This is a genomic window from Planococcus sp. BI3 (genome assembly GCF_056680115.1).
This window is the reverse complement of sequence record NZ_CM155266.1, coordinates 2,576,226-2,589,864: the sequence shown is the minus strand read 5'-3', so window position 1 is coordinate 2,589,864 and position 13,639 is coordinate 2,576,226. Positions and strand designations below refer to the sequence as shown.

The window sequence follows — 13,639 nt, the reverse complement described above, 5'->3', positions numbered from 1 at the left end:
ATACTATTGAAAGGCGCTTCTGTCAATTGCCATTTGAAAAATAATTTTTAATTTCTCCTTATGAACAGGTTTGGAAGGAAGACATAGGCAAGTGAGGTGAAAAAATGAAAAGCTTTCAAGGGTTGATGATGAAGCATATCCGCAAGCAGGAGTTGCTCCAAGCGGGAGACCGGGTATTGGTTGGCTGTTCAGGGGGCATCGATTCCATGGTGCTGCTCTATTTCTTGAATTCGCTGAAGGATGAACTCGGCATTTCAGTTGCAGCAGTCCATGTAGACCATATGCTGCGAGGCGAAGAATCCCGGCAGGACCGGCTATTTATGGAAACGGTAGCTGATGAATGGGGGGTGGAATGCTTTAGCCGGGCAATTCCAATTCCTGAAATATGGCAAGAAAAGGGCGGCAATAAGCAGCAGCTGTGCCGCTCGGAACGCTATGCATACTTTCTCGAAATGATGGACAAGACAGGTGCAGCTAAATTTGCCACCGCCCACCATGCCGACGATCAACTAGAAACCATCCTTATGTCAGGGTTGAGAGGCAGCCTTCAGGATGGTTCATTCGGAATTCCAGTCAGCCGGCCGTTCGGTGCTGGCTTATTGATCCGGCCCCAATTGGCGGTGGACAAGGAGCAGATTGTGGCATATGCTGAGGCGCACGGGATTCCCCACCGGGAAGATTCCAGCAACGCAGAACCGGCTTATACACGAAACCGGCTCCGTCAACAGGTTTTGCCGCTTCTTAAAGAAGAAAACAGCAATGTCTCCCGGAATTTTGTGGAGCTGGCGGAAGATATGCAGCAGGATCAGCAATTCCTGCAGGATTTGGCTGAAGAGAAATTGAGACAGCTGATCCAAATGAAAGAAGAAGGAATTGTTTTGTCTGCCAAAAGTTTCAGACTTGAGGCGTATGCTTTACAAAAAAGAATGGTTCTACTACTATTAAACTATCTATATAATCCGAGGCAAGTTCCCGTAACAAGACAGCTGGTCGAGCAAATGCAGGAAATGATGCAAAGTTCGTCGGGCACTGTTTTTTTACATTTGCCGCAAAATTATGTAGCGACCCGCCAATACGACACGGTTTTTCTCAATCGCCAGCCACTAATGCAAGCAGCTGTGCCAGCATCCGTCATCATTACAGCTGACTGGACCCCGGTTTACTGTGGCTGCCGTTACAAAGCGATGCCTTTCACCGAATTGGGAGAAAATGAGGATGCGGTGGTTTGGCATTTTCACGCCACGGAAGATTCGAAACTATTTATAAGGAGCAGAAAACCGGGTGACCGGATTCAGCTTGCTGGAATGGATCGTCCAAAGAAATTGGCGCGCTTGATGATTGATGAAAAAATCCCTGTGCCTATGAGAGAAAGTTGGCCTGTCATCACTACTGACAAAAACGAACTTTTATTAGTGCCAGGCATACGCCCATCCGCTAATGTCAGCCGACAAAAACGCGACGGAGACAATTGGGTACTAATTGAACAATTTTTATAGAGTGTAAAACAAGGATTACTAGGAGGCCCACCATGTTACAGAACGACATTAAAGAAGTATTGATCAGTGAAGAACGGCTACAGGAAAAAGCACGTGAACTGGGAGCGATATTGACAGAAGACTACAAAGACAAATATCCCTTGGCTATTGGTGTATTAAAAGGTGCCATGCCTTTCATGGGAGATTTGATGAAACGCGTTGATGGTTTTGTCGAAATGGACTTTATGGATGTCTCGAGTTATGGCAATGCCACCGTTTCTTCAGGAGAAGTCAAGATCATCAAAGATTTGAATGCCAGTGTTGAAGGCCGTGATCTTCTGATCATTGAAGACATCATTGACAGTGGGCTGACGCTCAGCTATTTAGTGGACTTGTTCAAGTACCGGAAGGCAAAATCGATTAAAATCGTTACATTGCTGGATAAGCCAACGGGCCGCAAAGTGGACTTGAAAGCTGATTATGTCGGTTTTGTTGTACCGGACGCATTTGTTGTGGGTTACGGATTGGATTATGCAGAAAGATACCGGAACTTGCCGTATATCGGAATTCTGAAGCCTTCGGTTTACAATGGAGAAGAAGAATAGACAATGATCGTTCACAGTCTATGGATTTATCAGCGGGAATAAGGTCTTTTCGTTGTATGCTTAAATGTTCCTATGATAGTATTTAGTATAGTTTTAGGGAAACTTTATGAGGAGGCGCAGGATGAATCGGATATTTCGATACACCATATTTTATTTACTGATTTTCCTAGTTATTATCGGGATTCTGGGTACCTTTAACAATAGCAACCAGCCGACTGAAAATATAGGATATAACGAATTTTTAGCAGCGCTGGAAAATGGGGAAATTACAGAAGTAACGATCCAGCCAGAGGCAATGGTTTATGAAGTTACAGGTGTAATGGAAGGCTATGAAGAAGGCCAGTCTTTTGTAACGAATATTCCACTTGAAAACGAAGCGTTGACGACCCAGATCGATGAAGTTGCCAGCTCGCAGGATGTACAGGTTGAATTCTTGAAAGCTCCACAAACAAGTGGTTGGGTTTCATTTTTCACAGGCATCATTCCGTTCATCATCATCTTCATCCTTTTCTTCTTCCTACTTAATCAATCACAAGGCGGCGGAGGCGGCCGTGTGATGAACTTCGGTAAAAGTAAAGCGAAGCTGTATGATGACCAGAAGCAAAAAGTCCGCTTTGGCGATGTAGCTGGAGCAGATGAAGAGAAACAGGAACTTGTAGAAGTTGTTGATTTCTTGAAAGATCCGCGCAGATTCGCAGATATCGGCGCCCGTATTCCAAAAGGGATTTTGCTTGTCGGACCTCCGGGTACTGGTAAAACCCTCTTGGCACGTGCTGTTGCCGGAGAAGCAGGCGTTCCTTTCTTCTCCATCAGTGGTTCTGATTTTGTAGAAATGTTTGTCGGTGTCGGAGCTTCCCGAGTTCGTGATTTGTTCGAAAACGCTAAGAAAAACGCACCTTGTATCATTTTCATCGATGAAATTGACGCAGTCGGCCGCCAACGTGGCGCAGGCCTCGGCGGTGGACACGATGAGCGTGAACAGACATTGAACCAACTATTGGTAGAGATGGATGGTTTCGGTGCAAACGAAGGCGTCATCATTATTGCAGCAACCAACCGTCCGGATATTCTGGATCCGGCTTTGCTTCGTCCAGGACGTTTTGACCGTCAGATTACTGTAGGTCGTCCGGATGTTAAAGGCCGTGAAGAAGTCCTTAAAGTTCATGCCCGCAATAAACCGCTTGATGAAAACGTCGACTTGAAAGCGATCGCTCAGCGTACACCTGGATTCTCAGGCGCCGATTTGGAGAACTTATTGAACGAAGCGGCACTTGTTGCAGCCCGTCGCAGTAAACTCAAAATCGACATGTCCGATCTGGACGAAGCATCAGACCGCGTTATCGCTGGTCCTGCTAAGAAAAACCGCGTCATTTCGAAAAAAGAACGCAATATCGTGGCATTCCACGAATCTGGACATACTGTCATCGGTTTGATATTGGACGATGCAGATATTGTCCATAAAGTAACCATCGTTCCTCGCGGCCAAGCTGGCGGTTATGCCGTCATGCTTCCAAGAGAAGATCGCTACTTTATGACGAAACCGGAATTGCTTGATAAAATTGCAGGATTACTCGGTGGCCGTGTAGCTGAAGATCTTTCATTCGGTGAAGTATCGACCGGCGCCCATAACGATTTCCAACGTGCAACGGCTATTGCCCGCAGCATGGTAACGGAATACGGTATGAGTGACAAAATTGGACCTGTCCAATTCGGTACGGCGCAAGGTGGAAATGTTTTCCTAGGCCGCGACTTTAACTCAGAGCAAAACTATTCTGATGCGATTGCCTTTGAAATCGACCAGGAAGTCCAACGCATCATCAAAGAGCAGTATATCCGCACGAAAGAGATTCTGACTAAACATCAGGACCTTCTGAAATTGATTGCGACTACATTGCTTGAAGTTGAAACTTTGGATGCAGCCCAGATCCTTCACTTGAAAGATCATGGAACACTTCCTGAACGTTCATATGAGTCATTGAACGGCGATTTTGGAGATGAAAGCACGCCTGATTTGAAAAAAGACAGCGATGTCCCGGATGCAGTAGGAGCAGCAACTGATCCTTCGGCGGGAGACCTGCCATCAGAAGAAGGCGAAGCGACTCCAGTTGGAGAGCCGATTGAAGAAAAACGCAAATAAGCACAATAAATAATGAGCTGGTTGCCCATTCCCTTTGAAAGGGATGGGCAACCAGCTTTTTGCTTTCCCCGAATTATGGTATGATGTGTTGGAAATTCGTCAATAAGCGAGGGCAAATCATGATCTTAGTATTGGATGCTGGAAATACGAATATTGTTCTGGGCGTCTACAGCCAGGAACAGTTAATACATCATTGGCGCATGGAAACTCTCCGCCACAAAACAGAAGATGAATACGGGATGCAGATCAAAGCATTTCTGAACGATGCTGGGTTAAGCTTTTCTTCGATTAATGGCATCATCATGTCTTCCGTCGTGCCGCCCATCATGTCTGCGCTGGAACGGATGTGCCAGAAGTATTTTCAACTAAAGCCGATGATTGTCGGGCCTGGAGTCAAAACCGGGCTCAACATCAAATATGATAATCCCCGGGAAGTGGGTGCCGACCGGATCGTCAACGCGGTCGCAGCGATTCACGAATACGGTGCTCCTTTGATCATTGTGGACTTTGGCACTGCCAATACTTTCTGTTATATTGATGAAAAGCAGCAATACATGGGAGGTGCCATCGCCCCAGGCATCAATATTTCAACAGAAGCACTGTATGCCCGTGCCTCCAAATTGCCGCGGATTGAAATTGCTACGCCGGATCAAGTGGTAGGCAGAAACACCATTTCCGCCATGCAGGCTGGAATTGTCTACGGGTATGTTGGCCAGGCGGAAGGCATCGTGGCGCGGATGAAAAAGCAGAGCAAGGAAAAACCGACAGTCATTGCGACTGGCGGCATGGCTTCTTTAATTGCCGGCGAATCGACAGTCATTGATTATGTAGATCCTTTTTTGACATTAAAAGGACTGTATTTAATTTACAAACGCAACCAAGCGTAAAGAAAGGAACGATACATGTGTCAGATTATTTAGTTCGCGGCCTCGGATTTAACGGGAGTGTCCGTGCATTTGCAGTAGACAGCACGAAAACAGTAGGAGAAGCGCAGCGCCGCCACATGATGTGGCCGACCGCTTCGGCAGCTTTAGGGCGTGCGATGACAGGTGGCGTCATGCTTGGAGCTATGCTGAAAGGCGACGATAAAGTAACGATTAAATTTGAAGGCGGCGGACCCATCGGTGCCTTGTTGGTGGACAGCAATGGAAAAGGCGGCGTCCGCGGTTATGTATCCAATCCGCAGACCCATTTTGATTTGAATGAAAAAGGGAAATTGGATGTCAGCCGTGCAGTTGGCACGAATGGCATGATGTCCGTTGTTAAAGACCTTGGCATGCGCGATAATTTCACGGGCCAAACACCGATCGTTTCAGGTGAAATCGCTGAAGACTTCACTTATTATTTCGCAGTGTCCGAACAAGTGCCTTCTTCTGTTGGATTGGGTGTCCTGGTGGATACCGACAACTCAATTTTGGCGGCAGGCGGGTTTATCATCCAATTGATGCCGAATACAGATGATGAAACCATCACAAAAATTGAAGAACGCCTATCCAATATCGAACCTGTTTCCAAGATGATTCAACGGGGATTGTCGCCTGAAGAAATCCTTGAAGCGGTTCTCGGAGAAGGAAATGTCCAAATTCTTGATAAAACGCCGGTACATTTTGAATGCAATTGTTCCAAAGACCGTTTTGCGACAGCTATCCTGGGACTTGGAGAAAAAGAAATTCAAGAAATGATCGATGAAGACGGCATGGCAGAAGCGCAATGCCATTTCTGTCTGGAAACGTATCAGTATTCCAAAGAGGAACTCGAGTCGTTTATCAATGAGCTCCAGTCCAAATAATCGGCGCCCTGTACCACCGGCAGGTACAGGCAAGCCAAAAAGACATCTGAAAACTAAACCGGTGCTGCTGGTCATCGGCATTTTACTGTTGGCAAATTTCCTCTGGTTTATCGCTTGGCTGATTCCGAATGATACCGGCAACGCGGAAAAAGTAGCTTCTGTCAGTGGAGATGACATCACACGGGAAGAGTGGCTGGTGACCATGGAAGAACAGCATGGCCGCGAAGCGCTGCTCGAACTGGTCAACGAGAAAGTCATGGCAACAGCAGCAAAAGATTATGGGATTGAAGTAAGCGAAAAAGAGATTGATTTGGAATTGGCATTGCTGCGCTCATCGCAGGATACTACGGAGACTGCATTATATGCAGCAGATGAAACACGCCAACGCGAAAAGCTAAAAGCCCAGTTGATTCTGGAAAAAGTCCTAACAAAAGATATTGTCATCGAAGACAGTGAAATTAAAGCGTTCTACGATGATAATCAATCACTCTATGACGTGAAAGATTCATACCGGACACGCATGATCGTTCTAAACTCAAAAGCAGAAGCGGAAGAAACCATTAAGGAACTGGAAAAAGGTTCTTCATTTGAAGCGACTGCCCGTGAACGTTCGATCGACAGCGCGACAGGCAACCTTGGTGGAGACATCGGATACATTGCGAATGGTGAACCGGGAGTTGACGACAATATTGCCAAGACGGTTGCAAAAGTAGAGGTGGGTGGATGGTCATCTCCACTGGCTTTGGAAAACGGCCGGACCGCGATTATTTCCGTGACGGAAAAAGTGGATGGCCAGACATTTTCTTTTGAAGACGTAGAAGGACACATCAACCGTGAGCTGGCACTTGAACAATTGCCGCAATCGATCACTCCGGAAGCATTTTGGCAGGAGTTCGATGCAGAATGGTTTTATGGAGAGTAGATACTTACTGGACGTTTCGTTATGAAACGTCCATTTTTTATGAATTCATACAATTTGACAAACCGTCCGATTTATTGATACCATTAGCTTTATTAAAGTCGACAAAATTACTAGGGATTAGGAGTGTTGAAGAATGGCGCGTGTAGGAAATTCGATTACTGATTTGATTGGGCAAACACCAATCGTAAAATTAAACCGGTTAACAGGTCCTGAAGACGCGGACGTTTATTTGAAATTGGAATACTTCAACCCAGGCAGCAGTGTCAAAGACCGTATTGCGCTGGCTATGATCGAGGCGGCTGAAAAGTCCGGAGATTTAAAAGAAGGCGATACCATCATCGAACCGACGAGCGGCAATACAGGAATCGGCCTGGCAATGATTGCAGCAGCAAAAGGCTATAAATCTGTTTTGGTTATGCCTGAAACGATGAGCATGGAGCGCCGCAACTTATTGCGTGCTTATGGAGCTGAATTGATTTTGACGCCAGGGGCAGACGGAATGAACGGTCCGAATGGCGCCATCAAGACCGCTGAAAAAAATGCTGCTGAAAACGGCTGGTTCATGCCGCAACAGTTCAACAACGAAGCGAACCCTGAAGTGCATCGGTTGACAACAGGTCCGGAAATCGTTGAAACAATGGGAGATCAATTGGATGCTTTCATTTCCGGGATCGGTACAGGCGGGACGATTACAGGTGCTGGCCAAATATTGAAGGAAAAGTATCCTGATATTCAAATCGTTGCAGTGGAACCAACTGATTCGCCGGTCCTATCAGGCGGCAAGCCAGGACCACATAAAATTCAGGGGATTGGAGCAGGATTTGTGCCTGCTGTATTGGACACTGAAATTTATAACGAGATTATTCAAGTTACCAATGACCAATCGTACGAAACCGCTCGCCAGGCAGCGCGCGAAGAAGGAATTCTTGGCGGCGTCTCTTCAGGTGCTGCTATTTATGCCGCTCTTCAGGTTGCTAAACGTTTAGGTAAAGGCAAAAAAGTCTTGGCGATTATCCCGTCTAATGGCGAACGCTACTTAAGCACGCCGCTTTATCAATTTGACGAGTCCAACTAAACAGCGACAGTAAGAGGAGCGTGCCCTATGGCCGCTCTTTTTTCCTGGAAAAAAACAGCTCAAGTAAGGTAAGATGAAAGCACGCTTTTATTTCCCGGGAAATAAATACCTATTTAAAGTATGGACGGTGACTCTGGATGAAAATCAATTTTAAAGATAAAACGCTCGTCATGGGCATATTGAATGTCACACCGGATTCTTTTTCCGATGGAGGCAAGTACAGTGGATTAGAACAAGCGCTTACCCATGCGCGAGGGATGATTGCAGACGGTGTGGATATCATCGATGTGGGAGGCGAATCTACACGTCCAGGCTATACACAGATCTCAGATGATGAAGAAATTGGGCGAATTGTGCCGGTTATTGAATCATTGCGGCAACAGTGTGACGTTTTAATTTCCGTAGATACCTATAAATCGCGGGTGGCTGATGCGGCTGTTGCTGCAGGTGCACACATCATCAATGATATCTGGGGAGCCAAATACGATCCGGCCATTGCGGAAGTAGCAGCGAAGTGGAATGTTCCGCTTATCCTCATGCATAACCGTCTCGATACGTCATATTCAAATTTCCAGGAAGACATTTTGCAGGATTTGGGAGAAAGTATTCAAATCGCATTAGATGCTGGCGTGTGCAAAGAGAACATCTGGCTAGATCCGGGTGTAGGATTCGCTAAGTCAGTGTCGCAAAACCTCCAAGCAATGCAAATGATCGGGCAGCTGGTGGAATTAGGCTATCCGGTTCTTCTGGGTACCTCAAGAAAGTCGTTCATCGGAAAGATTTTAGACGCTCCTGTCGACGAACGCCTTGAAGGTTCACTGGCAACCGTTTGCTATGGCGTCAATCAAGGCTGTCACATTGTGCGTGTCCATGATGTAAAGGAAACGGTGCGTGCAGTCCGGATGATTGATGCATTAACTGGCAAGTGTCCATACGAGGAGGAGAAATAATGGATTTTATTCACGTGAATGATATGGAATTCTATGGCTACCACGGGGTATTCCCTGAAGAGACGAAACTTGGCCAGCGATTTCGGCTGACGGTTTCATTGGCTGTGGATTTGCAGCAGGCTGGCGAGACAGACGCCTTGGAACATACAGTGCATTACGGAGAAGTCTATGAAGCCTGCCGTTCAATCGTCGAAGGTAAACCAAAAAAATTAGTGGAGGCTGTAGCGGAAAGTGTGGCTGCCCGCATACTTTCCAATTTCCCGTTAGTACAAGGAATCCGTGTGCAGCTGATCAAACCGGATCCGCCGATTCCCGGCCATTATAAATCCGTGGCGATCGAACTGACGCGAGGTACATTCGCATGAACCAAAGTTATTTATCGCTTGGCTCTAATATGGGAGACCGCTTTGAAATGCTGAGACAGGCCGTGTCGCAATTAGCCGGTCACCCGGCCATCAGTATTACTCGTATTTCTTCGCTTTATGAAACGGATCCAGTAGGGTACACAGACCAGGAGCCTTTCCTGAATATGGTCGTCCAGCTCGAAACGGAACTAGAAGCACTGGCGTTACTCGATGCCTGTCAGGAAATCGAACAGAATTTAAATCGTAAGAGGCTGATCAGATGGGGACCGCGGACAATAGACCTTGATATTTTATTATTTAACCAAGATAGCTTTAAAACAGAAAGGCTTGTTGTTCCACATCCGAGAATGCATGAACGGGCTTTCGTTATGGTTCCGCTGCTGGAAGTGAATCCGGAGCTTGAAGTTGCAGGTTCTACAGAAGCTGAAGGCGTTCGTTTGTGGAAATCATATACTACCACGGAAGAATTTTTGCAAGATAGACATTGTTAAGTAGAAGCTGCCACAAATTTGTGGCAGCTTTTTTATGTAGTATGGTAAGAAATTGTGTACAATAGAGAAATACGTGAATGAGATTGGCTTTATAGAGATAAAGGAGTGTAGGACATGTCAGAAGAATTAAACGATCAATTATTGGTGAGACGCCAAAAAATGCAGAATTTCCGTGATCATGGAATGGATCCATTTGGTAGCCGTTTTGAACGGACTCACCTATCACAGGAAATTATTGAGCAATACGGAGAGCTTTCCAAAGAAGAGCTTGAAGAAACACCACATGAAGTAATCATCGCTGGCCGGGTTATGACGAAACGTGGAAAAGGAAAAGCCGGCTTTGCCCATATCCAGGATCTTAAAGGCCAAATACAAATCTATGTCCGCAAAGATGCGATTGGCGAAGAAGCTTATGAATTTTACAATACGGTCGACTTGGGAGATATTCTGGGTATTAAGGGGACTGTCTTTAAAACAAATGTAGGTGAACTTTCAGTCAAAGCGAAAGAAGTAGAGTTTCTTACGAAAGCACTGCGTCCGCTGCCTGAAAAGTTCCATGGCTTAAAAGATGTAGAACAACGTTATCGCCAGCGGTATTTAGATCTGCTGACAAGTGATGATAGCAAAGAGACTTTCATACTGCGGAGCCGGATTATTCAATCGATGCGCCGTTATTTAGATGATAAAGGATTCTTGGAAGTGGAAACCCCGATGCTTCATTCAATCGCGGGAGGAGCAACTGCAAAACCATTTACAACACATCACAATGCATTGGATATGGAGCTGTATATCCGTATTGCAATTGAACTTCATTTGAAACGTTTGATTGTCGGCGGCTTGGAGAAGGTCTATGAAATCGGCCGTGTCTTCCGAAACGAAGGAATCTCAACTCGCCACAATCCTGAATTTACGATGCTAGAGCTATATGAAGCCTATGCAGACTACAACGATATTATGGCGCTCACTGAAAACCTTGTAGCACATATTGCGCAGGAAGTCCTTGGGACGACCACTGTCCAATACGGGGAAGATGAAATTGATTTAGCTGTAGGCTGGAAACGACTACATATGGCTGACGCTGTAAAAGAATATACGGGTGTTGATTTCTGGAAGCACATGACAAAAGCAGAAGCACAGGCTTTAGCGAAAGAACACAATATTGATGTGAAGCCTACTATGGATGTAGGTCATATTTTAAATGAATTCTTTGAGCAAAAAGTGGAAGAGCAATTAGTTCAACCTACTTTCATTTACGGACATCCAGTTGAAATTTCGCCTTTAGCTAAGAAAAACCCTGAAGATGAGCGGTTTACGGATCGTTTTGAATTGTTTATCGTTCGCCGTGAGCATGCTAATGCGTTTACGGAGTTAAACGATCCAATTGATCAGCGTCAGCGTTTTGAGGCACAGTTGATAGAAAAGGCTGAAGGAAACGACGAGGCTCATGAAATGGATGAGGACTTTATTGAAGCGTTGGAATATGGGTTGCCGCCAACAGGTGGATTAGGAATCGGTATTGACCGTTTAATTATGCTATTAACGAATTCTTCCTCTATTAGAGACGTTTTGTTGTTCCCGCAAATGCGACCGAAAGAATAAAGACTCTGGAAAAAACGCCGGTTTAAAGGGCTCAAACCTTTTTATCGGCTTTTTTAAAAAAATGCTTGTGTGTATTTTGAAATGGTGCTATACTATTTCTTGTCGCGTTTTTCATAATAAAATACGCGAAGAACGATAAGGTGAAAAAAGTTATTGACTTCGGTAATAGAAGCTGGTAATATTGAAAAGTCGCCAATAGAGTTTGGCAAACAACTTGAACCTTGAAAACTGAACAGCAAAACGTCAACAAACAGCAACGGCCGCGCAAAACGGCCCGCGCAAACCTACTGATCAGCATTCGTGCAGATCACAAGCGAACCGTGCGTCTAACGACCACGGTACGCCAGCAAGTCAAAGAGCAGTCAAATGTTCTCTATAATGGAGAGTTTGATCCTGGCTCAGGACGAACGCTGGCGGCGTGCCTAATACATGCAAGTCGAGCGGAACCATTGGAGCTTGCTCCATTTGGTTCAGCGGCGGACGGGTGAGTAACACGTGGGCAACCTGCCCTGCAGATCGGGATAACTCCGGGAAACCGGTGCTAATACCGAATAGTTTGCGGCCTCTCCTGAGGCTGCACGGAAAGACGGTTTCGGCTGTCACTGCAGGATGGGCCCGCGGCGCATTAGCTAGTTGGTGGGGTAATGGCCCACCAAGGCGACGATGCGTAGCCGACCTGAGAGGGTGATCGGCCACACTGGGACTGAGACACGGCCCAGACTCCTACGGGAGGCAGCAGTAGGGAATCTTCCGCAATGGACGAAAGTCTGACGGAGCAACGCCGCGTGAGTGACGAAGGTTTTCGGATCGTAAAACTCTGTTGTGAGGGAAGAACACGTGCCAACTAACTACTGGCATTTTGACGGTACCTCACCAGAAAGCCACGGCTAACTACGTGCCAGCAGCCGCGGTAATACGTAGGTGGCAAGCGTTGTCCGGAATTATTGGGCGTAAAGCGCGCGCAGGCGGTCCTTTAAGTCTGATGTGAAAGCCCACGGCTCAACCGTGGAGGGTCATTGGAAACTGGAGGACTTGAGTGCAGAAGAGGAAAGTGGAATTCCATGTGTAGCGGTGAAATGCGTAGAGATGTGGAGGAACACCAGTGGCGAAGGCGACTTTCTGGTCTGTAACTGACGCTGAGGCGCGAAAGCGTGGGGAGCAAACAGGATTAGATACCCTGGTAGTCCACGCCGTAAACGATGAGTGCTAAGTGTTAGGGGGTTTCCGCCCCTTAGTGCTGCAGCTAACGCATTAAGCACTCCGCCTGGGGAGTACGGCCGCAAGGCTGAAACTCAAAGGAATTGACGGGGGCCCGCACAAGCGGTGGAGCATGTGGTTTAATTCGAAGCAACGCGAAGAACCTTACCAGGTCTTGACATCCCGCTGCCCGGTGTAGAGATACGCCTTTCCCTTCGGGGACAGCGGTGACAGGTGGTGCATGGTTGTCGTCAGCTCGTGTCGTGAGATGTTGGGTTAAGTCCCGCAACGAGCGCAACCCTTGATCTTAGTTGCCAGCATTCAGTTGGGCACTCTAAGGTGACTGCCGGTGACAAACCGGAGGAAGGTGGGGATGACGTCAAATCATCATGCCCCTTATGACCTGGGCTACACACGTGCTACAATGGACGGTACAAAGGGCTGCCAACCCGCGAGGGGGAGCCAATCCCAGAAAACCGTTCTCAGTTCGGATTGCAGGCTGCAACTCGCCTGCATGAAGCCGGAATCGCTAGTAATCGTGGATCAGCATGCCACGGTGAATACGTTCCCGGGCCTTGTACACACCGCCCGTCACACCACGAGAGTTTGTAACACCCGAAGTCGGTGAGGTAACCACTTGTGGAGCCAGCCGCCGAAGGTGGGACGGATGATTGGGGTGAAGTCGTAACAAGGTAGCCGTATCGGAAGGTGCGGCTGGATCACCTCCTTTCTAAGGATGAATTCGGAACCGGGTTTCCCGGGGTTGACGTTTTGCGTTCAGTTTTGAAGGTTCACCTTCAGTGGCGACACTGGAATGATCTTCTATTAGAATATGAATTATACTCAAGAGGGCCTATAGCTCAGCTGGTTAGAGCGCACGCCTGATAAGCGTGAGGTCGATGGTTCGAGTCCATTTAGGCCCACCATTCTTCTTGGGGCCTTAGCTCAGCTGGGAGAGCGCCTGCCTTGCACGCAGGAGGTCAGCGGTTCGATCCCGCTAGGCTCCACCAATCATTTCGCACGCAGAAGTGATG

11 protein-coding genes, 2 tRNA genes and 1 rRNA gene are annotated in these 13,639 nt (G+C 47.0%); all 14 read left to right on the top strand.

What is annotated here, in order from left to right:
* Positions 1–104 precede the first annotated feature (104 nt).
* The 14 genes from tilS to AC1MEO_RS13045 all read left to right on the top strand — a co-directional run bounded on the left by tilS (position 105) and on the right by AC1MEO_RS13045 (position 13,615).
* Positions 105–1,496 carry a tRNA lysidine(34) synthetase TilS gene (gene tilS, locus AC1MEO_RS13110; protein WP_480331067.1) on the top strand — a complete coding sequence of 464 codons (1,392 nt, stop codon included), beginning with the start codon at positions 105–107 and terminating at the stop codon, positions 1,494–1,496.
* 32 nt (positions 1,497–1,528) lie between these two features.
* Positions 1,529–2,080 (top strand): hypoxanthine phosphoribosyltransferase, encoded by a 552-nt coding sequence (gene hpt, locus AC1MEO_RS13105; RefSeq protein WP_480331065.1) that lies wholly within the window; start codon positions 1,529–1,531, stop codon positions 2,078–2,080.
* Positions 2,081–2,201: 121 nt separating this feature from the next.
* On the top strand, positions 2,202–4,217 hold the full coding sequence (gene ftsH / locus AC1MEO_RS13100; RefSeq protein WP_480331064.1) for an ATP-dependent zinc metalloprotease FtsH: 2,016 nt from the start codon (positions 2,202–2,204) through the stop codon (positions 4,215–4,217).
* 119 nt (positions 4,218–4,336) lie between these two features.
* The gene (locus AC1MEO_RS13095; protein ID WP_480331062.1) at positions 4,337–5,104 is read left to right on the top strand and encodes a type III pantothenate kinase; all 768 of its coding nucleotides are present in this window, start codon (positions 4,337–4,339) and stop codon (positions 5,102–5,104) included.
* Between the two features lie 17 nt (positions 5,105–5,121).
* A complete protein-coding gene (gene hslO, locus AC1MEO_RS13090; RefSeq protein ID WP_480331060.1) occupies positions 5,122–6,006 on the top strand; it encodes an Hsp33 family molecular chaperone HslO in 885 nt (294 codons plus the stop codon).
* Positions 5,987–6,928 (top strand): peptidyl-prolyl cis-trans isomerase, encoded by a 942-nt coding sequence (locus AC1MEO_RS13085; RefSeq protein ID WP_480331058.1) that lies wholly within the window; start codon positions 5,987–5,989, stop codon positions 6,926–6,928. Before hslO ends, AC1MEO_RS13085 begins: the two co-directional genes overlap by 20 nt.
* Before the next feature lie 133 nt (positions 6,929–7,061).
* Entirely contained in the window at positions 7,062–8,003 is a 942-nt protein-coding gene (gene cysK, locus AC1MEO_RS13080) for a cysteine synthase A (RefSeq protein WP_480331056.1), read from the top strand.
* Between the two features lie 137 nt (positions 8,004–8,140).
* Entirely contained in the window at positions 8,141–8,953 is an 813-nt protein-coding gene (gene folP, locus AC1MEO_RS13075; protein ID WP_480331054.1) for a dihydropteroate synthase, read from the top strand.
* Positions 8,953–9,318 carry a dihydroneopterin aldolase gene (gene folB, locus AC1MEO_RS13070; protein ID WP_480331052.1) on the top strand — a complete coding sequence of 122 codons (366 nt, stop codon included), beginning with the start codon at positions 8,953–8,955 and terminating at the stop codon, positions 9,316–9,318. Before folP ends, folB begins: the two co-directional genes overlap by 1 nt.
* On the top strand, positions 9,315–9,809 hold the full coding sequence (folK, locus tag AC1MEO_RS13065) for a 2-amino-4-hydroxy-6-hydroxymethyldihydropteridine diphosphokinase (protein ID WP_480331050.1): 495 nt from the start codon (positions 9,315–9,317) through the stop codon (positions 9,807–9,809). The genes folB and folK overlap by 4 nt, the downstream gene beginning before the upstream one ends.
* A gap of 114 nt (positions 9,810–9,923) precedes the next feature.
* Positions 9,924–11,408 carry a lysine--tRNA ligase gene (lysS, locus tag AC1MEO_RS13060; RefSeq protein ID WP_480331048.1) on the top strand — a complete coding sequence of 495 codons (1,485 nt, stop codon included), beginning with the start codon at positions 9,924–9,926 and terminating at the stop codon, positions 11,406–11,408.
* Positions 11,409–11,783: 375 nt separating this feature from the next.
* Positions 11,784–13,335, top strand: a 16S ribosomal RNA gene (locus tag AC1MEO_RS13055).
* Between the two features lie 119 nt (positions 13,336–13,454).
* A tRNA-Ile gene (locus AC1MEO_RS13050) sits at positions 13,455–13,531 on the top strand.
* Positions 13,532–13,539: 8 nt separating this feature from the next.
* Positions 13,540–13,615 (top strand) — tRNA-Ala (locus AC1MEO_RS13045).
* Positions 13,616–13,639 lie beyond the last annotated feature (24 nt).